Source organism: Rathayibacter sp. AY1B4 (genome assembly GCF_002932815.1).
Classification (GTDB): Bacteria; Actinomycetota; Actinomycetes; order Actinomycetales; family Microbacteriaceae; genus Rathayibacter.
Window position 1 is genome coordinate 15,667 of sequence record NZ_PSWN01000001.1, and the last position, 21,900, is coordinate 37,566.

Below are 21,900 nucleotides of genomic sequence, written 5' to 3' on the forward strand. Positions count from 1 at the left end.
CTGTGCCGCCGGTCCCTGCCCGGCGTCACCGCGGTCGGCTTGGCGAGGTGTTGCGTTCCAGGGAGCGGGGTGCGTCCGCCTAGGGCGATCGCTGGCACGCGGATCGGCCGTTCGGCTGTGCTCGATTGCACGCCGGTCCTCGCCCGGCGTGGCGCGGTCGGCTTCTCGGGGTGGTGCGGTTCGTGGAGCGGGGTGCGTCCGCCTAGGGCGATCCGCTGGCACGCGGATCGGCCGGTCGGCGGTGCCGGTGGCACGCCGGTCCCTGCCCGGCGTGGCGCGGTCGGCTGTGCTCGATTCCACGCCGGTCCCTGCCCGGCGTGGCGCGGTCGGCGGTGCTCGATTCCACGCCGGTCCCTGCCCGGCGTGGCGCGGTCGGCTTGGCGACGTGGTGCGTTCCGTGGAGCGGGGTGCGTCCGCCTAGGGCGATCCGCTGGCACGCGGATCGGCCGTTCGGCGGTGCCGGTGCACGACGGTCACCGCGAGGCGTCACCGCGGTCGGCTTGTCGGGGTAGTGCGATTCGTGGAGCGGGGTGCGTCCGCCTGGGGCGATCCGCTGGCACGCGGATCGGCCGTTCAGCGGTGCCGGGGCACGCCGGTCACCGCCAGGCGTCACCGCGGTCGGCTTGTCGGGGTGGTGAGTTCCAGGGAGCCGGGTGCGTCGTCTGAGGCGATGTGCTGGCGTGCGGGTCGGCCGGTCGGCTCGGAGGGCGGGGAGGGCGCCGCACCGCGAGGCGCGGAGGGGCGCGGGTCGGCGGGTACGGTGAGGGCGTGGGAGGGGAGCGGACACGACAGCGGATCCTCGAGGCGGCGACGGAGGAGTTCGCGGCGCACGGGCTGGCGGGAGCGCGGGTCGACCGCATCGCGGCACGGTCGGGGATGAGCAAGCCGATGCTGTACTCGCACTTCGGAGCGAAGGAGCGGCTGTTCGACGCGGTGTTCGACGCGCACGTGCTCGCCAACGCCCAGCGGGTGCCGTTCACGGCAGCGGACCCCGCGGACTACGCGAGACGGCTCTACGACGACTACCTGGCCGACCCCGCGCTGATGCGCCTGGTCATGTGGAAGCGGCTCGAGCAGGAGCCGGACGGCTACCTCTACGCGGGCAACGAGGGCATCGACGAGGCGAACCTCGCCGACATCGCGGAGCAGCAGCGCGCCGGCCTCCTCCGCCCCGACCTCGACCCTGCCGACCTCTGGACCCTCCTCATCGCTACCGCCGCGGCCTGGGCCCAGGGCTCCGTCACCACGGTCGCCGACCCCGGCGACCCCGACCCGGTGCACCAGCGCCGACGAGCCGCACTGGGACAGGTCGTCGATGCGGCCCTGCGACTCCGCTGACGATCCCGGAGAAGCTACCAACCGGTAGGTACTCTCGCCGGCATGCTCACCACTGCACTCCTCGCCGAGCGTCCCGGCGACTCCCTCCGCCCCACCGTCGTCGAGCGGCGCGAGCTGCGCGCCGACGACCTCGACGTCCGCGTCGACTTCTGCGGTGTCTGCCACAGCGACCTCCACGCGCTGGGCGCCGACGCCGGATTCCCGCTCGTTCCCGGCCACGAGTTCGTCGGCGAGGTCCTCGCCGTCGGCACGGGAGTCACGGCGTTCCATCCGGGCGACGCGGTCGCGGTGGGGAACATCGTCGACTCGTGCGGCGAGTGCGGCATGTGCCGCGCGGGCCAGGAGAACTTCTGCGCGAGCTTCCCGACGCTCACCTACGGAGGCACGGACCGGATCGACGGGACGCCCACGCTCGGGGCGTACTCCGGCCGGTACGTCGTGAGCGAGCGGTTCGCCTATGCACTCCCTGAGGGTCTGGATCCGGCCGCGGCCGCACCACTTCTCTGCGCGGGGATCACGGTCTGGGAGCCGTTGAGAGCGTCGGGAGTCGGGCCCGGGACCCGCCTCGGTGTGGCGGGCCTCGGCGGACTCGGCCACCTGGCGGTCCGCCTCGGCGCGGCTCTCGGCGCCGAGGTCACGCTCCTGACCACGTCTCCGGGCAGGGAGGCGGACGCCCGCCGGCTCGGAGCGCAGCACGTCGTCGTCACGACGGACGCGGAGGCGCTCACCGCCGCCCGCGACTCGCTCGACGTCGTGATCGACACGGTGTCCGCCCCGCACGACCCGGCTGACTACCTGCGCGTGCTCGCCCTCGACGGCACCCTGTTCCTCCTCGGGCACCTCGGCACCGTGACTGTGGACGTCCTGGACCTGCTCGTCGGCAGGAAGCGGCTCGCCTCGGCCGGCAGCGGAGGGCGCCGCTGCACGCAGGACCTGCTCGACTTCTGCGCCGCGGAGGGCGTCGCCCCGGAGGTGGAGGTGCTGCCGGTCGCGGAGGTCGGGACCGCCCTCGACCGGCTGGCGAGGAACGACGTGCGCTACCGCTTCGTCCTCGACCTCCGCGGCATCGACGACGACCTCCGGTGACGCCGCCTGTCGAGGATCAGCCGGCGAGCAGCTGCCCGTAGCGCTCCGCGGGATCGAGGGCGAGCCCGGCCTTGACGCTGCGGGCGATGTCGTCGGCGAGCACCTCGGAGTCGCCGCGCTCGAGTCCGTCGAGGGCGGCGGTCACGATCGCCTCGGGTGAGGACTTGGGCGCGTCCGTCCAGGACGCCATGTCGGTGTCGACGAACCCCATGTGCAGGCCGAGGACCTGGGTGCCCTGCTCGGCCAGAGCGAGGCGGAGGCCGTCGGTCGCGCTCCACGCCGCGGCCTTCGACATCGAGTAGGACTCGGCGCCCGGGAACGACGTGAAGGACGACACGGACAGCACGGTGAGCACGGCGCCGCCGCCGGCGCGACGGAGGTGGCCGGCGAAGGCGCGGGTCAGCAGGAGCGGGCCGAACGCGTTCGTCTCGACGGTGCGGCGGATCTCGGCGATGTCGCCGGTGAGGAAGGGCACGGTCGGCGCGATGCCCGCATTGTTGACGAGGATCTGCAGGTCGCCGAGCTCGGCGGCCAGCTCCTCGATGCGCTCCGGGTCCGTCACGTCGAGCGCGACGGGGACGACGCCCTCGCTCACCGCGATCGAGGAGACGTCCCGGGCGGCGGCGTAGACGGTGCGGGCGCCGCGGGCGCGGAGCTGCCGGACGAACTCGGCGCCGATGCCCCGGTTGGCGCCGGTGACGAGGGCGGTGGAATCGTGGATCTGCATGGGGTCCGCTTTCTGTAGCGATCGATAAAGAACGGGTGGCGAGGACGCTAGCACATTCCGTAGCGCCTGCTATAGATTGGTGGGCATGGCAGGACGACCGAGGAGCTTCGATCGCGAAGTGGCGCTGCGGACCGCGATGAACCGCTTCTGGAGCGACGGCTACGACGAGACGACGGTCGCGGTGCTCACCCGGGACATCGGCATCTCGGCCCCGAGCCTCTACGCCGCCTTCGGCGACAAGGACGAGCTCTTCGAGGCCGCCGCGGCCTGCTACTCCGGCACCGCGAACGCCGTGCTCGAGGAGCTGCTCGACCGGCCGACGGCGCGCGACGCCGTCGCCGCCGTCGTCCGCGTCAGTGCGGAGGGGTACTCCGCGCCCGGCACTCCTGCCGGCTGCTTCGTGCTGAGCGAGCCGCGGCTCGAGGCCCGTCGCCGCGAGATGGAGGCGCTCGTCGCCGCACGAGTCGAGCGCGGGATCGAGGAGGGCGACGTGCCGCCGGAGACGGACGCCGGATCCGTCGCCGCCTTCGTCGTCGCCGTGCTCAGCGGGATGTCGACGCAGGCCCGCGACGGAGCACCGGCGGACCGCATCGCGGTCATCGGCGAGCTCGCACTCGGCGCGCTGCCGGCGGCCACGGGCGTGCGAGCCGCAGGGCGCACGCCGGGAGCTCCCGGATGAGGCCGCGTCGGCCCCGTCTCGGCCTCCTCGCCCTGGTCGTCGCGGGGCTGCTGCTGATCCAGCCCGCCGCGGCCTCGGCGGCACCGCTGCTCCCTCCCGCGAACGGCGTCCTCGACTACCAGCTGGGAGGCGCCTACGCTCCGGCGTCGAGCGTCACCATCGTCGACCGCGACCGCACGGACGCGCCCGCCGCCGGCCGCTACAGCGTCTGCTACGTGAACGCCTTCCAGACCCAGCCGGGCGAGAGCGCCGCCTTCGCGAAGCGGCACCCCGAGCTCCTGGTGAGGCGAGCGGACGGGAAGCCCCTCGCCGATCCGGGCTGGCCGGACGAGTACCTCTTCGACGTCTCGACCTCCGCGAAGCGGACCGCTCTGCTCGCTATCGTCGGCGCCTGGATCGACGGCTGCGCCGAGGACGGCTTCGACGCCGTCGAGGCCGACAATCTGGACAGCTACACCCGCTCGGGCGGGAGGCTGACGAAGTCGCAGGCGCTGGCGTTCGCCACCCTCCTGACGGCGCGCGCTCACCGCTCCGGCCTGGCGATCGGCCAGAAGAACGGAGCCGATCTCGTCGCTGCCGGGAAGAGGACGGTCGGCTTCGACTTCGCCGTCGTCGAGGAGTGCCAGGTCTACGACGAGTGCGCGGCGTACACGGACGTCTACGGGCGCCAGGTCTACGAGATCGAGTACACCGACAACGGCCGGTCCGCCTACTCCGAGGCCTGCGCCGCGCAGGGCCGGAGCATCTCGGTCACCCTCCGCGACCGCGACGTCGTCCCCCGTGGCGCAGCGGGCTACGTGAACCGGCACTGCTGACGCCGGGCGGCCGCTACCGCAGGGCTCCCAGCACGACGGCCGCGGCGCGGGCGACCAGCGCGTCGTCGTAGTCCGCCTCGGGGTCGTTGCGCGTCGAGAGGATCGACAGCACGACCGCGTCCCGCCCGGGAGGCGTCACCACGGCGACGTCGTTGCGGATCCCGCCGGCGCCCCCGGACTTGTCCGCGACGCTCCAGCCGGCCGGAGCGCCCGCCCGGACGAGAGTGTCGCCGGTCGCGTTGCCGCTCATCCAGTCGAGCAGGAGCGCCCGGTCCTCCGCGGACAGCACGTCACCTGTGGCGACAGCGGCGAGGTCGGCCGTGAACGCGGCCGGGGTGGTGGTGTCCTCGGTGCTGCCGGGCTCGATCGTGTTCAGCGCGGGCTCCTCGTTCACCACCTCGGTGGTGGTGTCGCCGAGAGCCTCGAGTCCTCGGTCGAGGGCGGAGGGTCCGCCGAGGCGCCGGAGCACGAGGTTCAGAGCTGTGTTGTCGCTCCGGCGGACGGCCGCCTCGGCGAGCTGCGACAGCGGCAGGCCGGTGGCGGTGGTCTCCTCCGTGACGGGGGAGTAGCCCGCCGCCTCGACGTCGGCCACGGTCCAGGTGACCACCTCGTCCCGCTCGGCGGCGGGGACGGTGCGCAGGAACTCCGCTGCGGCGAGGGCTTTGAGGCTCGAGGCGAAGCCGAAGCGCTCGTCGGCCCGGTGATCGACCCGGCGGCCCGAGCCGGTGTCGACGGCGCTGACGCCGATCCGGGCGTCGAACTCGTTCTCGAGCGCGGCCAGCTCGGCGGAGACGTCGATCGGAGGAGGGGTGGCGGAGGATGTCGACGACGGCACCGAGGCGGACGACGGCGGCGCGACCGGGGTGTCCGCCGTGGTGGTGCACCCTGCGAGGGCCAGGAGGAGGGCGGAACCCGCGAGTGCGCGGAGGGTCCGCGACGACCCTCTCGAACGGTTCACAGCGCGGAGTAGACGACGGAGAAGGCGACGGCGGCCGCCGCGGTGACGCCGAGCGCCGCGAGCGAGACGAGTGCCCGCGGCCTCCTCCGCACGACGGCCAGGACGAGGAAGCCCGCGCCCAGGACGATCTGGAGCCACCAGTACACCGGACTCGTGGTGTCGGCGACCGCGCTCAGCGCCCAGACGCCCTCGCCGATCAGCACGCCCGAGAGCGGCGCGACAGCCAGGACGCGCCACGTCCTCGAGCCGTGGAGGGTGAGTGCGGCGGCGGCGCCCAGGATCGGCCCGGCGGGGACGGCGAGCAGCCAGAAGACGTCCGTGAAGGGAGGCGAGTAGCCGAAGCCGCGCGCTGCGGTCACCAGGTCGTAGCCCTCGAGCAGCGCCCAGAAGCTCAGCAGGCCGAGCGCCGCCCCCGCTGCCGGTCGGACGCCGCCGAGGCGCACGAGCGCGAACACGAGCATGGACCAGCCCCCGGAGGAGTTGGCGAACGAGCTCACCGACGGCGGGAGGGAGCCCTGGAGCAGGCTGGTGAGCCCGCCCAGCACGAGACCGCCGAGCAGGGCGACGAGCAGAGCACGCAGGAGAGGCGGGCGGGAGGCGGCAGGGGGCATGGGTCGATTCTCGGAGATGGCGGGCGGGTGCGGATCAGGGATGACCCTGATCTCGGGGTGCGGGGCCGATCACAGGTCTCCGGGGTGATCCGCGCCGCCCTGGTGCAGTTCTCCCCACCCCGGCTCGGCGGCTCCGGCGGCCGATACGATGGACCCCATGCCTCGGATCCGACAGTCAGATGTCGAGGAGGTCAAGGCGCGGGTGAACATCGGCGACGTGATCGGCGAGTACGTCACGCTGAAGTCGGCCGGCATCGGCTCGCTGAAGGGCCTCTGCCCCTTCCACGACGAGCGCAGCCCCAGCTTCCACGTCCGCCCGCAGGCCGGCTTCTACCACTGCTTCGGCTGCCAGGAGTCGGGCGACGTCTACAGCTTCATCATGAAGATGGACCACAGCTCGTTCAGCGAGACCGTCGAGCGCCTCGCCGGGCGGATCGGCTTCCCGCTGCAGTACGAGGACGGCGACGGCCGCGCGCCCGAGACCCGCGGGCGAGCGCGCCTCCTCGCCGCGAACGACGCCGCGGAGGAGTACTTCCGCGAGCAGCTCGCGACCCCGGGCGCCGACGTCGGTCGGCGCTTCCTCGGCGAGCGGGGCTTCGACCGCGCCGCCGCCGACCGCTTCGGCGTCGGCTTCGCACCCGACGGCTGGGACGGGCTCACGACCGCGCTCAAGCGCCGCGGCTTCTCGGAGGAGGAGCTGACCACGGCCGGCCTGGTCAGCAGCAACAACCGCGGCGGCGTCTACGACCGCTTCCGCGGCCGCCTCGTCTGGCCGATCCGCGACGTGACCGGCCAGACCGTCGGCTTCGGCGCCCGCCGCCTCCTCGAGGAGGACAAGGGCCCCAAGTACCTCAACACCCCCGAGACGCCCGTCTACCACAAGTCCCAGGTGCTCTACGGGCTCGACCTCGCCAAGCGGGACATCTCCCGCGGGCACCGGGTGGTCGTCGTCGAGGGCTACACGGACGTCATGGCCTGCCACCTCGCCGGCGTCACCACCGCGGTCGCCACCTGCGGCACCTCCTTCGGCGTCGACCACATCAAGGTGCTGCGCCGGGTGCTGGGCGACGACAGCGGCGTCGGCGAGGTCGTCTTCACCTTCGACCCCGACGCGGCGGGCCAGAAGGCGGCGATGCGCGCGTTCCAGGAGGAGCACCGCTTCGCCGCGCAGACCTTCGTCGCCGTCGCGCCCGAGGGCCTGGACCCCTGCGACCTCCGCCTGAACCGCGGAGACGACGCCGTCCGCCGCCTCATCGACGACAAGAAGCCGATGTTCGAGTTCGTGATCCGGCAGCTGCTGGACCGCTACGACCTCGAGACGGTCGAGGGCCGGATCGCGGCCCTGCGCGCGGCCGCCCCGGTCGTCGCCGAGATCCGTGACCCGGCGCTGCGGCCCGGCTACTCCCGCGAGCTCGCCCGGATGCTCGGCCTGGACATGGCCGAGGTCAACTCCGCCGTGCGCTCCGCCGGATCCCGGCCCCGCTCCTCCGGACCCGAGGGCCGCGACCAGCAGGGCGGGCGGGGCGGCGGCGAATCGTCCGCGGCCGAGGCGCCCCTCGGCGCGCGCATCGCCGACCTCCCCGTCGACGTCGTCACGCGCATCGAGCGGGAGGCGCTGATGGCGATGCTCCAGCTGCCCCAGGCGATGGGTCCGGAGCTCCTGGCCCGGGCGGCGCACGCGGCGGTCACCAACGAGACCCTCCGCGTGGTCCGCGACGCCGTGGTCGCGAACCTCGAACGGGCGGAGGACCGCGACTGGGTCGAGCACGTCGCCGACGACGTCCCCGGTCCCTTCGCCTCGCTGGTGCGCCAGCTCGCGGTGGCGCCGATCCCGGCCGCCGACGAGGAGGGGCTCGCCCGCTACTCCCGCGACGTGGCGATCTCGCTCATCGAGCGCGACCTGCTCCGCGAGATCGCCGAGCTGCGCGGGGCGCTCCAGCGCGCGTCCGCCGATCCGGTGATGGCGCGCGCGGTGCAGGTGCGCCTGGTCGAGCTCGAGCGCGAGAAGCGGGCGCTGCGCACGGAGTGAGCGTGTTGCGGTCGTGTGAAGAAATCGGCCGCACGCCCGTGCCGGTTCGGAGAGCGCTTCCAACTGTGTTACCTATGAGGAACAGCAATGCGGGCGTCCAGTGTCGTGACGCCACAGCCCACAGGAGATCTGTGTGCCGAGAGTCCGCGCGCCCGGAGCGCGCCCGCATCCCATCCTTGACAGGAAGAGGCAGACGGAGATGAATTCCGCATCCACTCGCGGCACCCGTGCACTGGCCGCCGCCGCAGGCTTCGCCGCGGTCGCGCTCGTGCTGACGGGCTGCGCCGCCGGCGGGAACGACTCGTCCGGCGGCAGCGCCGGAGGGGCCCTGACCATCGGCACCACCGACAAGATCACGACGCTCGACCCCGCGGGCTCCTACGACAACGGCTCGTTCGCCGTGATGAACCAGGTGTTCCCGTTCCTGATGAACACCCCCTACGGCAGCCCGGACGTCGAGCCCGACATCGCCGAGTCGGCGGAGTTCACCGCTCCCACGGAGTACACCGTGAAGCTGAAGGAGGGACTGAAGTGGGCCAACGGCCACGACCTCACCTCCTCCGACGTGAAGTTCTCCTTCGACCGCCAGGTCGGCATCGCGGCCGAGAACGGCCCGTCCTCGCTCCTGGCGAACCTCGACAGCGTCGCGGCTCCGGACGACACGACCGTGGTCTTCACGCTGAAGTCCGAGAACGACCAGACCTTCCCGCAGATCCTCTCGAGCCCCGCCGGCCCGATCGTGGACGAGGAGGTCTTCTCGGCCGACGAGCTGACCGCGGACGCCGACATCGTCTCGGGCGACGCCTTCGCCGGCCAGTACACGATCGCGAACTACGACGTGAACAACCTCATCCAGTACAAGGCGTACCCGGACTACCAGGGCGTTCTCGGCGAGGCGAAGACGGACACCGTCAACGTCAAGTACTACGCGGACTCGTCCAACCTCAAGCTGGACATCCAGGAGGGGAACATCGACGTCGCGTTCCGCAGCCTCTCGGCGACGGACATCGACGACCTCCGCGGCAACGACACGGTCAAGGTCGTGGACGGCCCCGGCGGCGAGATCCGCTACATCGTCTTCAACTTCGACACCCAGCCCTTCGGCGCGACGACCGGTGAGGCCGACAGCGCCAAGGCCCTCGCCGTGCGCCAGGCCGTCGCCGACCTGATCGACCGCGACGAGATCGCCGACCAGGTCTACAAGGGCACCTACACCCCCCTCTACTCCTACGTCCCCGCCGGCCTGACCGGCGCGGTCGAGCCGCTCAAGTCGCTCTACGGCGACGGCAACGGCGCGCCCGACGCGGACAAGGCGAAGGCGACCCTCGAGGCCGCCGGCGTCACCGCTCCGGTCACCCTGAACCTGCAGTACTCGAACGACCACTACGGTCCGTCCTCGGGCGACGAGTACGCGCTGATCAAGGACCAGCTGGAGTCGACCGGCCTCTTCACCGTGAACCTGCAGACCACGGAGTGGGTGCAGTACTCGAAGGACCGCTCGAGCGACGTCTACCCGGCCTACCAGCTCGGCTGGTTCCCCGACTACTCCGACGCCGACAACTACCTCTCGCCGTTCTTCATCAAGGAGAACTTCCTCGCGAACCACTTCGACGACGCCGAGGTGCAGAGCCTGATCGCGCAGCAGGTCTCGACCACCGACGCCGACGCGCGCACCGCGCTGATCGAGCAGATCCAGGAGAAGGTCGCGGCGCAGCTCTCGACCGTCCCCTACCTGCAGGGCTCGCAGGTCGCGGTCGTCGGCAGCACCGTGAGCGGAGCCGAGGACACCCTCGACGCCTCGTTCAAGTTCCGCTACGCGGCACTCAGCAAGGGCTGATCCACCCCCTCGCGGCCGGCGCCTCCCCGACAGGAGGCGCCGGCCGTTCTCCACGAAAGGCATCACGTGACGACAGCCACGACGGCTGCGGCGACGGCGCCCACCCGGCGACCGCGCGGCTCCGGGGGCGGACTCGGGCGCTACCTGCTCGTCCGCTTCCTGCTCATCATCCCCACCGTCTTCATCCTCGTGACGCTGGTGTTCCTCCTCATGCGCTCCACGGGCGACCCGATCACGGCGGCCCTCGGCGGCCGCCTGACCGCGGACCAGCTCGCCGAGCGCGTAGCCGCCGCCGGCTACGACCGGCCGCTGATCGTGCAGTACCTCGAGTACCTCGGCAAGCTGCTGACCGGCGACTTCGGCACCACTCTGAGCGACAACCGCCCAGTGACCGAGGTGCTCCTCACCTACGGCGCCGCGACGGTCGAGCTGGCCTTCTACGCCCTGATCGTGGCGTTCCTGGTCGGCATCCCGCTCGGGATGCTCGCCGCCTACCACCGCGACCGCACGCCCGACGCGGTGCTGCGCATCTTCGCGATCCTCTGCTACGCGACCCCGGTGTTCTTCGCGGGCCTGCTGCTGAAGCTGGTGTTCTCCGTCTGGCTGAAGTGGTTCCCCGTCGCCGGGCGCGCCTCGACGAGCACCGAGCTCTCGCTCCAGTTCCTCGAGAACAAGACCGGCATCTACCTGATCGACGCGATCCAGACCGGCGACCCGGCCGCGATCTCGGACGTGCTCTCTCACGCGGTGCTCCCCGCCGTCGCGCTGGGCCTGCTCACCGCGGGCATCTTCCTGCGCCTGGTGCGCACGAACGTGATCGGCACGCTCGGAACCGATTACGTGGACGCGGCGCGCTCGCGCGGCGTCAGCGAGTTCCGGCTCGTCCGCACCCACGCCTACCGGCCGGCGCTCATCCCGATCATCACTGTGATCGGCCTGCAGATCGCCCTGCTGCTCGGCGGCGCCGTCCTCACCGAGACCACCTTCGAGTGGAAGGGCCTCGGCTTCCAGCTCGCCGAGTACCTCCAGGCCCGCGACTTCGTGGCCGTGCAGGGCATCGTCGCCCTGCTCGCCGTCATCGTGGCGCTGACCAACTTCATCGTCGACGTCATCGCGGCGCTCATCGACCCGCGAGTGAGGTACTGAGCATGAGCACCACCTCCCCGGCGCGTCCGCGCCGCCGTCTCGTCGACCGTCTGCCGGTCGTCCACCAGCTCCGGCAGAGCGTCGGCCTCCAGCGGGGGATGCTCGTCACCGGCCTGATCATCACCGGCGCGTTCCTGCTGGTGGCCCTGTTCGCGCCCCTCATCGCGCCCTACGGATACTCGCAGCTGCGCTCGGGCGGCGAGTCGTTCGGCGCGCAGGAGCCGCCGAGCGCGGAGCATCTGCTCGGCACCACCGTGGGCGGCTACGACGTCCTCTCGCGAGTGATCTGGGGAGCGCAGACCGCGTTCCTCGTGATCGTCGTCGCCGTGGTCCTGTCGATCTTCCTCGGCGTCTTCCTCGGCCTCGTCTCCGGCTACCTCGGCGGCTGGCTCGACCGCGTGCTCGTCGTGATCTGCGACGCGATCTACGCGTTCCCGACCCTGCTGCTGGCGATCGTGATGTCGATCGTCATCTCCGGCGGGCAGTCGAACCTCTGGGCCGGCATCTTCGCCGCGGCGGTCTCGATCACCGTGGTCTACATCCCGCAGTACTTCCGCGTGATCCGGGCCGAGACAGTGCGGATCAAGGGCGACGCCTTCGTCGAGTCGGCGAAGGTCATCGGAGCGTCGACGCCGCGGATCATGTTCCGCCACGTCCTGCGGAACGCGACGCGCACGCTGCCGCTGATCTTCACGCTGAACTCCTCCGAGGCGATCCTGACCCTCGCGGGCCTGGGCTTCCTCGGCTTCGGCATCGAGCCGACGTCGGCCGCGGAGTGGGGCTACGACCTCAACAAGGCGCTGTCGGACGTCACGAGCGGCATCTGGTGGACCTCGGTCTTCCCGGGCCTGGCGATCGTGCTCGTGGTGCTGGGCATCACCCTCGTGGGCGAGAGCCTGAACGACCTCGCCGACCCGCGCCTGCGCGGTCGGCGTGCGGTGGCCGCCGGTGCCGGCGACGTCGCCGCGACGTCCGTCGTGCCGGGCGGCGTCCTCGCCGCCGACGGCCTGGAGACGCCGGGGCACGACCCCGTCGCCGGAGTGGAGGAGACGCGATGAGCGACCAGCGCATCGTCCGGGACGCCTCAGCGCGTCCGATCGTGGACATCACCGACCTCGAGGTCGCCTTCGCGAGCGACCGCGGCGCCGTCCGCGCCGTCGCCGGGGTGAGCCTGCGCGTCGAGCGCGGCGAGGTCCTGGCGATCGTCGGCGAGTCCGGCAGCGGCAAGACCGTGACCGCGAAGACCATCCTCGGCCTCCTGCCCGAGACGGCCACCGCCTCCGGAGTGGTCCTGCTCTCGAAGAAGGACGGCAGCGCGGCGACCGACGTCGTCTCCGTGCCCAAGGCCCGCCTCCGGGAGCTGCGCGGCACCGACGTCGCCATGGTCTTCCAGGAGCCGGGCACCGCCCTCAACCCGGTCTTCACGGTGGGCTGGCAGATCGCGGAGGGACTGCGCGCCCACGGCTCCGTCTCGAAGAAGGAGGCGCGCAGGCGTGCGATCGACGTCCTGCGCACCGTCGGCATCCCGGAGCCGGAGAAGCGGGTCGACTACTACCCGCACCAGTTCTCGGGCGGCCAGAAGCAGCGCGTCGTCATCGCGATGGCCCTGGTCCTGGATCCCGGCCTGATCGTCGCGGACGAGCCGACCACCGCGCTCGACGTGACCGTGCAGGCCGAGATCCTCGACCTGCTCCGCCGGTGTCGCGACGAGTTCGGCACCTCGATCGTGCTGATCACCCACAACATGGGCGTCGTCGCCGATCTGGCCGACCGCGTCGCCGTGATGTACCAGGGCGAGCTGGTCGAGGAGGCGACGGTCTCCGAGCTGTTCTCGGCGCCGAAGGCCGAGTACACGAGGAAGCTCCTCGCCGCCGTCCCGCACGTGGGCCAGGGCGTCGAGCGCGCCCGCGTCCGCGCCGTCGAGCGCGCCGAGGCCCCCGAGGCCGAGACGCTCGTCGCCGCCGAGGGCCTGCGGATCCAGTACCCCGGCCGGCTCGGCCGTCCCGGCTTCGTCGCGGTCGACGGCGTCTCGCTGCGCATCCGCGCGGGCGAGGTGCTCGGCCTCGTCGGCGAGAGCGGCTCGGGCAAGACCACCATCGGGCGCGCCATCGCTGGCCTGACGCCGGTGACCGGCGGGTCGCTGAAGGTCCTCGGCAAGGAGATGCGCGGCATCCGCGAGCGCGCCTTCCGGCCGGTCCGCGGCGACATCGGCTTCGTGTTCCAGGACCCGGCGTCGAGCTTCAACCCGCTGCTCACCATCGCGGAGTGCGTGGCCGAGCCGCTGATCGTGCACGGACGGGCCGGCGACGCCGCCGGGGCGCGCTCGCGCGTCGACGAGCTCCTGGAGGCGGTGCAGCTGCCCCGCTCCTACGGCGACCGCTACCCGCACGAGCTCTCCGGCGGCCAGCGCCAGCGCGCCAGCCTCGCCCGGGCCCTGGCCCTCGAGCCGAAGCTGCTGATCGCCGACGAGCCCACCTCGGCGCTCGACGTGTCGGTGCAGGCCCGCGTGCTCGAGCTGTTCGCCGAGCTGCAGCGCGAGTTCGGCTTCGCCTCCCTGTTCATCAGCCACGACCTCGCCGTGGTCGACCTGCTCGCCGACCGCATCGCGGTGCTCTACCGCGGCGAGCTGGTCGAGGAGGGGACGGGGGCCGAGGTGCTCGCCGCGCCGAAGCACCCCTACACGCAGCGCCTGCTCGCCTCTCTGCCCGTGCCCGACCCGGTCGAGCAGGCCTCGAGGCGCGAGCTCCTGCGCAGCATCGTCGAGGCGGAGCGCCGGGCGTGAGCCGGACCGCCGAGGATCAGGCCCCCATCGTCGTCGACGACCTCAGCGTCGAGTACCCGCCGCGCGGCATCAGCCGCCGGTGGACGGCGCTGCGGGGAGTGAGCCTCCGCGTGGAGCCGGGGGAGGTGCTCGGGATCCTCGGCGGCAGCGGCTCGGGCAAGTCCACGCTCGCGCGCGTGCTCGGCGGCGACGGCCTGGGGCACGACGGCGGCCGCACGCGTCCGGTGATCATCGGAGGGGACGCGACGGTCGCGGGGCACCGCCTCCGCTCGCTCCCCGCCCGCGAGCTCAAGCGCTTCACCGTCGACGTCGCGCATCTCGCGCAGGACGCCGGAGCGACCCTCCGCCCCGAGCTGACCGTCTCGGAGCTGATCGCCGAGCCGATCTTCCTCCGCGACCGCCACTACGACCCGAAGGCCGCGGCGGTGCGGGTGGCGACGCTGCTCGACTCCGTGCACCTGCCGCTGTTCCTGCTCGACCGCTACCCCTACGAGCTCTCCAGCGGCCAGCGCCAGCGCGTGGCCGTGGCCCGCTCGCTCGTGCTCGGGCCGAAGGTGCTGATCGCCGACGAGCCGACCTCGGGAATCGACGCGACGGTGCGCGAGTCGATCGTCGACCTCCTCGCCGACCTGCGGCGCCGGGAGGGCTTCGCCGCCGTCGTGGTCAGCCACGACATCGACGTGCTGAGCCGGGCGACCGACCGGATCGCTGTGCTGGTCGGCGGCGAGGTCGTCGCGTACGGGCCGCTGCTGGAGGTTCTGATCGAGGCCCGGCACCCCTACGTGCGCGAGCTCGGAGCGGCCTTCGCTGAGTACGAGCGCTTCGACGCCTCCCGAGCGCAGCGCGTCGAGGCGGCCGACCAGTGACCGTCCCGCGCGTCGCGGTGCTCCCGCGGCCGAAGCCGGTGTTCGCCGAGGCGGTGGAGTCGGGCGGTGGAGTGGTCGTCGGACTCGACGGGAGTCCGGACGCGCTGCTCTGGCTGTCCTACGGCCGCACGGACGAGCTGGCCGCTGTGCTGGAGGAGCACCCGTCGATCCACTGGGTGCAGCTGCCCTGGGCCGGCGTCGACGTCTTCGCGCCCGTGCTCGCCGCGTCTCGCGCGGACGTGGTCTGGACCAGCGCCAAGGGCGCCTACGCGGAGCCGGTGGCGGAGCACGCGCTCGCGCTGGTGCTCGCCCTCCTGCGCTCGCTGCCGGAGCGGGCGCGCGCCGCGTCGTGGGGGCCGAAGAAGGCGGTCACGCTGCACCGCGCCTCCGTGGTGATCGTCGGAGCAGGAGGGATCGCTCGCGAGCTCCTGCGGCTGCTCGCCGTCTTCGACTGCCGGGTGACGATCGTCCGCCGCGGAGACGAGCCGGTGGAGGGCGCGGCCCGCACCCTGCCGGCGTCGCGGCTCGCCGAGGCCGCGGCGGACGCCGACGTGCTGGTCCTTGCCGCCGCCGCCACCGCGGGCACGGAGCGGATGGTCGACGCGGGTCTGCTCGCGCGGCTCCCCGCCCACGCCGTGCTCGTCAACGTCGCCCGGGGGAGCCTCGTCGACACGGACGCGCTCGTCGCGGCCCTCGCCGAAGGCCGTCTCGCGGGCGCCGCGCTCGACGTGACGGACCCCGAGCCGCTGCCGGACGGGCATCCGCTCTGGAGCGAGCCCCGGTGCCTGATCACGCCCCACAGCGCGGACACCCCCGAGATCACCGCGCCGCTCCTGGCCGAGCGCGTGCGCGCCAACGTGGCCGCCTGTGCCGCCGGCGGGCCGTTCGTCGGCCGCGTAGACCCGGGCTCCGGCTATTGAGTGCGCGCCCGATTTTGCGTTCGCGGAGAGTTTGCTAAAGTAGTACCGCGCTGATCGCCTCCGGGTGGTCGGATGATCCTCGATAGCTCAATTGGCAGAGCAATCGGCTGTTAACCGGTAGGTTCTTGGTTCGAGTCCAAGTCGGGGAGCGAAGGGTCCGGGACTCCACTCTCGGGCCCTTTTTTCGTGCCCGCGAGCGGTCGCCCTCGAGGGCCCACCCGCTCGGACCGACGATCGGAGGCGCGATGCGCGAGGACGTGCTCGCTCTCCTGCGCCGCCGCCCCGACGTCGAGGCGCCGGATCTCGTCGCCGTCGACGCCACTGACCGCCTGCTGCTCGACCTCGCCGCCGATCGCGGCCGCCTCGCCGTGATCGGGGACGCCTACGGGGCGCTGAGCCTCGGCCTCGCCGCCGACGGCCGTGCCGTGCGGGTCGTGCAGGACTCGATCACCGCCGAGCGCGCTCTCGCGCAGAACCTCGAGACGGTGCGCGGGTCGGGCGTCGACCTCGCGCCGATCGAGATCGTCGACTCCGTCGCGGAGGCCGTCCGCGACGCCGACGCGGTGCTCCTGCGCCTGCCGCGCTCGCTCGACGCCCTGGCCGCCGTCGCGGCCGGGACCGCACTCGCGAACCCGGCGGCGACCCTGATCGGCGCCGGCCGCATCAAGCACATGACGCGCACGATGAACGACGTGCTCGCCGTGCGCTACGAGCGGATCGACGTCTCCCTCGCGCGTCAGAAGTCGCGCGCCCTGCTCGCGAGCGGCGCGCTCCCCGACCAGCCGCCCGCGCCCGGGCCCGAGCGGCGCCGTCTGGACGAGCTCGACCTCGAGGTCGTCGCGCTGCCGGGAGCCTTCGCCGGGGCGCGACTGGACCTCGGCACCCGCGCCCTCCTCGCCGCCCTCGATGTCGACTCCCTTCCCGCGGGCACCGCACTCGACCTCGGCTGCGGAACCGGCGTGCTCGCCGCCGTGGTGGCCCGGGCCCGCCCCGACCTCGCCGTGACCGCGACGGACACCTCGCGTGCCGCGGTCGAGTCCGCCCGGGCGACCGCGGCGGCCAACGGGCTGGCCGTCACTGTCCTCCGCGACGACAACGCCTCGACGCTGGAGGCGTCCTCCGTCGACGTCGTGCTCTGCAATCCGCCGTTCCACTCCGACGGTGCCGTCACCGACCTCGTCGCCCGGCGCATGCTGCGCGCGGCCGGCCGCGTGCTGCGCCCCGGAGGCGTGCTGTGGACGGTCTTCAACTCCCACCTCGCGCATCCGGCCGAGCTGCGCCGTGCGGTCGGGCCGACCACGGTGGTGGCGCACGACCGCCGCTTCACCGTCACCCGCTCCGTGCGCTCCGACGGCTGAGTACGGCTCCGCAACCCCCTCCGCGGCCTCAGGTCCGCTGTCCGCGGCGCGGGTACGATCTCTCTCCGGCGCTCCTGTGCCGAACCCGTCCCGTCCCCCCGGAGGCCGTCGTGCTCGAAGTCGTCCTCGTCCTCGCCCTGATCGCCCTGGTCGCGGTCGTCGTGCTGTGGTGCCGCGCCGTCGGCGCCGAGCGCCGTGCCGCCGAGAGCCGTGCGGAGGAGGCGGCGCGCGTCGTCCGCCTCGAGCTGGCGGTCGGCGAGCAGGAGGCGAGGCTCCGCATCGTCGGCGAGCTCGAGCAGCTCGCGGTCCGCAGCGCCGCGCACGTCGTCGAGGAGGCCGAGAGCGTCAGGCTCACGATCGACCGCGACCCCGCCGCAGCCGCGCGGTCGGCGCAGCGTGCCGTGCGGGCGGCCGAGGCCTCGCTGGCGCAGCTGCGCCGCATCGCGACCGTCGCCTCCGTCGATCCGGGGGAGCTGCCGCGCACCGGCGGCTCCGTCCCCCTGATCGAGGGCGCCCGCGAGCGAGGCCTGAGCGTCCGCGAGGAGTCGTTCGGCGAGCCGTTCCCGCTGCAGGACGGCGCCGAGGTGGCCGTGCTCCGGGTGCTCGAGTACGCCTTCGACTCGGCGCTGGAGACCGGCGGCGCGGGGACCGAGGTCCGCATCAGCTCCCGATGGACGACCACCGGCCTCCGGGTGGAGGTCGACGACGACCGCGAACAGCACGGCGCTGCGGAGCAGGACGCCAGCGCTCTCGAGGCGGACCTGCGCTCGCTCACCGAGCGCATCGACAGCCCCGCGCTCGCCGAGCTGCGCGAGCGGGCCGCCCTCTTCGGCGGCGACGTGACCGAGAAGCGGACGCCCGGCGTCGGCCGGAGCGTCACCGCCTCGTTCCCCGCGATCCGCCACCACAACGGCGTGCACGGGGTCGACCTGGCCTGAGTCAGTCCTCGAGGTGCTCCACGCCGGGCAGCCACGAGACGCCGGGGCCGCCCCAGCCGCGCTTGCGGGTGATCTTCGCGACCGGCTTGTGGTAGTCGTGCTCGAGGCGGTCGATGTAGAGCACGCCGTCGAGGTGGTCGAACTCGTGCTGGAACACGCGCGCGAACCAGCCGTCCGCGAGGATCTCGAACGGCTCCTGCTCGAGGTCGACCGCGCGGAGGATCGCACGCTCGGAGCGGCGCAGCGGGAAGCGCTCGCCGGGGAAGGAGAGGCACCCCTCCGACTCCGTGTCCTCGTCCGCCTCGCCGATCGGGGTCGGCGTGACGAACAGCTCGGGGTTGATCGCGACGCCGCGGCGGGGGGTGCCGTCGTCGTCGGCGTAGTCGTAGACGAACAGGCGCAGCGGGACGCCGACCTGCGGGCCGGCGAGGCCGACTCCGGGGGCGGTGTCCATCGTCTCGAACATGTCGGCGACGAGGGTGCGCAGCGCATCGTCGAACTCGGTGACGGGGGCGGCGGGGGAGTGGAGGACGGGGTCGCCGGCGATGCGGATGGGGAGGACGGCCATGGGGGACAGGGTACCGCGGGGCCGCCGACCGGGTCCGCGAGGATCATCCGCTGGGCTCAGCCCCTCACCCGTGCGTCGGAGGACTCCCGGAGGCGTTCTGGGTAGGGTCGACCCCATGCCCGCCGATCTCGCCGAACTCCTCAACGACCCGGCGAAGTTCATCGGCATCCCGATCGCTCTCGTGGGCGCGGTGTTCCTCTCCCTCGGCGCGCAGTTCCAGCACCGGGGAGTGGCGAAGGTGGAGCGGTTCTCGAAGCGCTCCGGTTCCTCCGGGCTCAGCGGCGGCCAGCTGGTCGCGCTGCTCTCGCGCCCCTCGTGGGTGATCGGCACCCTGCTCCTCGGCCTCGCGATCGTCTTCCAGCTGACGAGCCTCGGCTTCTCCCCGCTCATCGTGGTGCAGCCGCTCGGAGCGGTGGCGCTCGTGATCACCGCGGTCGTCAACGCGCGGGTCAGCCGGGTGCGCCTGAACGCGGCGTCGATCCGGGCGATCGTGCTCTGCGTCGGAGGCGTCGGCACGTTCGTCCTCGTGGCGGCGTTCAACGCGGTCGACAAGTCCATCCAGACACCCGAGCTCATCACGATCCTCGTGATCCTCGCCGTGGTGCTCACGGTCTTCGTCATCGCCTTCCGCGTCTTCCGCCGCGGAGCGAAGGCGATCTTCTACATCGTGGGCGCCGGAGTGGTCTACGGCTTCGTCGCGACTCTCGCGAAGGTCGTGCTCAACCGCATCAAGTACGGCGAGTTCGACCCGCTGACGGTGGTCTGCATCGTGGCGCTCCTGGCCGCGACCGCGCTCGGCGGGTACTTCGTGCAGAACGCCTACTCCTCCGGCCCGCCGGACCTCGTCGTGGCGGGCCTCACCGTCATCGACCCGCTGGTCGCCGTTGCGATCGGCATCGTCGTGCTCGGGGAGGCGCAGTACGCGGCCCCGTGGGCGATCCCGCTCTTCATCGCGGCCGGTGCCGTCGCCATCTACGGCGTCTTCCTCCTCGCCAAGCACCACCCGCAGGCGCGCTGACGGCGCGGGATCCCGAGTGGTGAGGACTCCTCTGCCTACAATGGGTCCGCGCCGAGAGCCACGAAACCGACCGACCTCCGCCGATCGCTCCCTTCTCTCCCCGAGCGGCACGACACCGATAGGACCTCCCGTGTCAGATCCCCGCGACGCGTCCCGACCGGGATCGCCTGACTCCCGACCGCTGACGGTCGTGATCGGCTGCGACACCTTCGCTCCCGACGTGAACGGAGCCGCGAAGTTCGCCGAGCGCCTCGCCGCCGGTCTCGCGCAGCGCGGCCACGAGGTCCACGTCGTCGCCCCCTCGGCCGACGGCTGGAGCGGCACCCGGGTCGAGACGCACGAGGGGCAGCGGATCATCGTGCACCGGCTTTACAGCTGGCGTTGGTACCCGCACGACTGGCTGCGCTTCGCGATGCCGTGGCGCATCCGGCAGAACAGCGCGCGCATCCTCGACGAGGTGAAGCCCGACGTCGTGCACTTCCAGTCGCACATCATCGTCGGCCGCGGCCTCGGGATCGAGGCGGCCAAGCGCGGCATCCGCATCGTCGGCACGAACCACTTCATGCCCGAGAACATGCTCGAGTTCACCCTCCTGCCGAAGGCCGTGCAGGCCAAGGCCGTGGCGATGGCGTGGCGGGCCGCGCGCCGCACCTTCGGCCGGGCGGAGGCGGTCACCACGCCGACCCGCAAGGCCGCGCAGTTCCTCGAGAAGTACACGGGCCTCCGGGGCGTCCACGCCATCTCCTGCGGCATCGACGCCGACAACTACACGCCCGACTTCTCGGCCCGCGCCGGCCACTCGATCCTCTTCGTCGGCCGCGTGACCGGCGAGAAGCACATCGACGTCCTGCTCCGCGCGGTCGCCCTGCTCGATCCGGCGCTCGACGCGAAGCTCGAGATCGTCGGCGGCGGCGACCAGATGCGCAACCTCCAGCAGCTCGCCGCGACCCTCGGCATCGCCGACCGCGTCCGCTTCACCGGCTACGTCTCGGACGCCGAGCTCAAGGAGGCGTACACCCGCGCCACCGTGTTCGCCATGCCGTCCATCGCCGAGCTGCAGAGCATCGCGACGATGGAGGCGATGGCCTCGGCCCTCCCCGTCGTCGCCGCCGACGCGATGGCCCTCCCGCACCTCGTGCACGACGGCGAGAACGGCTACCTCTTCGCTCCGGGCAGCGCCGAGGCCCTCGCCGAGCGCCTCACCGCCGTGCTCACGGCCGATCAGGAGGACCTCGAGGCGATGAAGCGCGCCTCCCTCCGCATCGTCGCCTCGCACGACATCAACCGCACGATCAGCACCTTCGAGAGCCTGTATCGTGGGGAGCCGGTGGCCGATCCGGCCTCCGACGCAGCGTCCGCACCCGCCGCCACCTGACGGCCGCTCGGACGGCCGCCGCGGGGCGTTAGCTCAGCCGGTCAGAGCAGCGGACTCATAATCCGTCGGTCACGGGTTCAAGTCCCGTACGCCCTACTCCGCTCCACCCGCGGTCGTTCCTCCTCTCCAGCGCCGGGTCGGGCCTCCACCTGATGCCGGTCTCGTCGGAGCGGGCGGTCCGCTCCTGTCGGACCGGCGTGCCGTGCCTCAGGACGCCGCCGACGCGGTCCTCGCCGGCACGCCGACGGCGGACGAGCCGGAGGCGACGTCGCGGACGACGACGGCGTCGGCTCCGATCCGCACATGGTCGCCGACGGTCACGTCCCCGACGATCGTCGCGCGGGCGCCGATGTAGACGTCGTCGCCGATGACGGGCGTACGACCCTTCGACTCGCCGATGGTGACGCCGTGGTAGATGAACGCGTTCCTCCCGATCACCGTGCGCGGGTGCAGGATCACGCCGCGGCCCCAGTGGGGGAGCCGCAGGCCGGGCCCGACCTGAGCGGCCGGCGGCAGCTCGGCTCCGACGATCATGCGGGTCCAGACGAGATCGACCAGGCGGTAGACGAGGTGGAGGGGGAGCCGGGACCTCCGAGAGCTCGAGTACTGCCCGAGTCGGAGGACGAGGACGGTGAGCCGGTCGGAGGCGTGGCCCTTGGCGGCCAGGTCCGCGCGGACGACGGCTCGGAGTTCGGCGAGATCCATGCTCCCAGTCTGAGCGGGAGCCTCGCGGGTGAGGGCGGGCCGTCGGAGATCGTCCGGGGCGTGGCGAGCATCCGCGAGCGGACGACACGGTGGCGCGATGCGCTAGCACGTCCCGACGCGCCGCGCCCGTACTGGCCGCTCTCC

At 72.6% G+C, this 21,900-nt stretch carries 20 protein-coding genes and 2 tRNA genes; 17 read left to right on the forward strand and 5 right to left on the reverse strand.

Annotated elements, in window-relative coordinates; genetic code table 11:
• Positions 1-768 precede the first annotated feature (768 nt).
• Positions 769-1,338: a TetR family transcriptional regulator gene (locus C5D66_RS00080; RefSeq protein ID WP_104255750.1), complete on the forward strand. Its 570-nt coding sequence runs from the start codon at positions 769-771 to the stop codon at positions 1,336-1,338.
• A gap of 42 nt (positions 1,339-1,380) precedes the next feature.
• Positions 1,381-2,424: an NAD(P)-dependent alcohol dehydrogenase gene (locus C5D66_RS00085; RefSeq protein ID WP_104255738.1), complete on the forward strand. Its 1,044-nt coding sequence runs from the start codon at positions 1,381-1,383 to the stop codon at positions 2,422-2,424.
• A gap of 16 nt (positions 2,425-2,440) precedes the next feature.
• On the opposite strand, the gene C5D66_RS00090 is transcribed toward C5D66_RS00085, so the two are convergent.
• Complete coding sequence (locus tag C5D66_RS00090; RefSeq protein WP_104255737.1) at positions 2,441-3,151, reverse strand: SDR family oxidoreductase; 711 nt, start codon at positions 3,149-3,151, stop codon at positions 2,441-2,443.
• Between the two features lie 85 nt (positions 3,152-3,236).
• Between C5D66_RS00090 and C5D66_RS00095 the strand changes: the two genes are divergently transcribed.
• Positions 3,237-3,830, forward strand: a complete 594-nt coding sequence (locus C5D66_RS00095) for a TetR/AcrR family transcriptional regulator (protein WP_146083163.1) — start codon at positions 3,237-3,239, stop codon at positions 3,828-3,830.
• Positions 3,827-4,645, forward strand: a complete 819-nt coding sequence (locus C5D66_RS00100; RefSeq protein ID WP_104255735.1) for an endo alpha-1,4 polygalactosaminidase — start codon at positions 3,827-3,829, stop codon at positions 4,643-4,645. The genes C5D66_RS00095 and C5D66_RS00100 overlap by 4 nt, the downstream gene beginning before the upstream one ends.
• A 13-nt stretch (positions 4,646-4,658) precedes the next feature.
• Here the strand turns inward: C5D66_RS00100 and bla are convergent, their stop codons facing one another.
• Together bla and C5D66_RS00110 are read right to left on the reverse strand one after the other, a co-directional pair.
• A complete protein-coding gene (gene bla / locus C5D66_RS00105; protein ID WP_104255734.1) occupies positions 4,659-5,603 on the reverse strand; it encodes a class A beta-lactamase in 945 nt (314 codons plus the stop codon).
• Entirely contained in the window at positions 5,600-6,214 is a 615-nt protein-coding gene (locus C5D66_RS00110) for a DUF6518 family protein (protein WP_181067945.1), read from the reverse strand. Before C5D66_RS00110 ends, bla begins: the two co-directional genes overlap by 4 nt.
• Before the next feature lie 157 nt (positions 6,215-6,371).
• Between C5D66_RS00110 and dnaG the strand changes: the two genes are divergently transcribed.
• The 10 genes from dnaG to C5D66_RS00160 all read left to right on the forward strand — a co-directional run bounded on the left by dnaG (position 6,372) and on the right by C5D66_RS00160 (position 18,090).
• Positions 6,372-8,243 carry a DNA primase gene (dnaG, locus tag C5D66_RS00115; protein ID WP_104255733.1) on the forward strand — a complete coding sequence of 624 codons (1,872 nt, stop codon included), beginning with the start codon at positions 6,372-6,374 and terminating at the stop codon, positions 8,241-8,243.
• Positions 8,244-8,442: 199 nt separating this feature from the next.
• On the forward strand, positions 8,443-10,080 hold the full coding sequence (locus tag C5D66_RS00120; RefSeq protein WP_104223443.1) for an ABC transporter substrate-binding protein: 1,638 nt from the start codon (positions 8,443-8,445) through the stop codon (positions 10,078-10,080).
• Positions 10,081-10,146: 66 nt separating this feature from the next.
• Entirely contained in the window at positions 10,147-11,226 is a 1,080-nt protein-coding gene (locus tag C5D66_RS00125; RefSeq protein WP_104223444.1) for an ABC transporter permease, read from the forward strand.
• Between the two features lie 2 nt (positions 11,227-11,228).
• A complete protein-coding gene (locus C5D66_RS00130) occupies positions 11,229-12,284 on the forward strand; it encodes an ABC transporter permease (protein ID WP_104226685.1) in 1,056 nt (351 codons plus the stop codon).
• Positions 12,281-14,008, forward strand: a complete 1,728-nt coding sequence (locus C5D66_RS00135) for an ABC transporter ATP-binding protein (RefSeq protein ID WP_104255732.1) — start codon at positions 12,281-12,283, stop codon at positions 14,006-14,008. The genes C5D66_RS00130 and C5D66_RS00135 overlap by 4 nt, the downstream gene beginning before the upstream one ends.
• Positions 14,005-14,874: an ATP-binding cassette domain-containing protein gene (locus C5D66_RS00140; protein WP_258063950.1), complete on the forward strand. Its 870-nt coding sequence runs from the start codon at positions 14,005-14,007 to the stop codon at positions 14,872-14,874. The genes C5D66_RS00135 and C5D66_RS00140 overlap by 4 nt, the downstream gene beginning before the upstream one ends.
• Positions 14,871-15,794, forward strand: a complete 924-nt coding sequence (locus C5D66_RS00145) for an NAD(P)-dependent oxidoreductase (RefSeq protein WP_258063951.1) — start codon at positions 14,871-14,873, stop codon at positions 15,792-15,794. Before C5D66_RS00140 ends, C5D66_RS00145 begins: the two co-directional genes overlap by 4 nt.
• 76 nt (positions 15,795-15,870) lie before the next feature.
• Positions 15,871-15,943: transfer RNA gene (locus C5D66_RS00150), tRNA-Asn, on the forward strand.
• 96 nt (positions 15,944-16,039) lie between these two features.
• On the forward strand, positions 16,040-17,152 hold the full coding sequence (locus C5D66_RS00155) for a class I SAM-dependent methyltransferase (protein ID WP_104255731.1): 1,113 nt from the start codon (positions 16,040-16,042) through the stop codon (positions 17,150-17,152).
• A gap of 110 nt (positions 17,153-17,262) precedes the next feature.
• The gene (locus C5D66_RS00160; protein ID WP_104255730.1) at positions 17,263-18,090 is read left to right on the forward strand and encodes a hypothetical protein; all 828 of its coding nucleotides are present in this window, start codon (positions 17,263-17,265) and stop codon (positions 18,088-18,090) included.
• 1 nt (position 18,091) lies between these two features.
• Here the strand turns inward: C5D66_RS00160 and def are convergent, their stop codons facing one another.
• Positions 18,092-18,658: a peptide deformylase gene (gene def, locus C5D66_RS00165; protein ID WP_104255729.1), complete on the reverse strand. Its 567-nt coding sequence runs from the start codon at positions 18,656-18,658 to the stop codon at positions 18,092-18,094.
• A gap of 115 nt (positions 18,659-18,773) precedes the next feature.
• Between def and C5D66_RS00170 the strand changes: the two genes are divergently transcribed.
• The 3 genes from C5D66_RS00170 (at position 18,774) to C5D66_RS00180 (ending at position 21,147) form a co-directional block, all read left to right on the forward strand.
• A complete protein-coding gene (locus C5D66_RS00170; RefSeq protein WP_104223451.1) occupies positions 18,774-19,676 on the forward strand; it encodes a DMT family transporter in 903 nt (300 codons plus the stop codon).
• 130 nt (positions 19,677-19,806) lie between these two features.
• Positions 19,807-21,051 carry a glycosyltransferase gene (locus tag C5D66_RS00175; RefSeq protein ID WP_258063944.1) on the forward strand — a complete coding sequence of 415 codons (1,245 nt, stop codon included), beginning with the start codon at positions 19,807-19,809 and terminating at the stop codon, positions 21,049-21,051.
• 22 nt (positions 21,052-21,073) lie between these two features.
• Positions 21,074-21,147, forward strand: a tRNA-Ile gene (locus tag C5D66_RS00180).
• 111 nt (positions 21,148-21,258) lie between these two features.
• On the opposite strand, the gene C5D66_RS00185 is transcribed toward C5D66_RS00180, so the two are convergent.
• Positions 21,259-21,756, reverse strand: a complete 498-nt coding sequence (locus tag C5D66_RS00185) for a serine acetyltransferase (RefSeq protein ID WP_104255727.1) — start codon at positions 21,754-21,756, stop codon at positions 21,259-21,261.
• Positions 21,757-21,900: the final 144 nt, after the last annotated feature.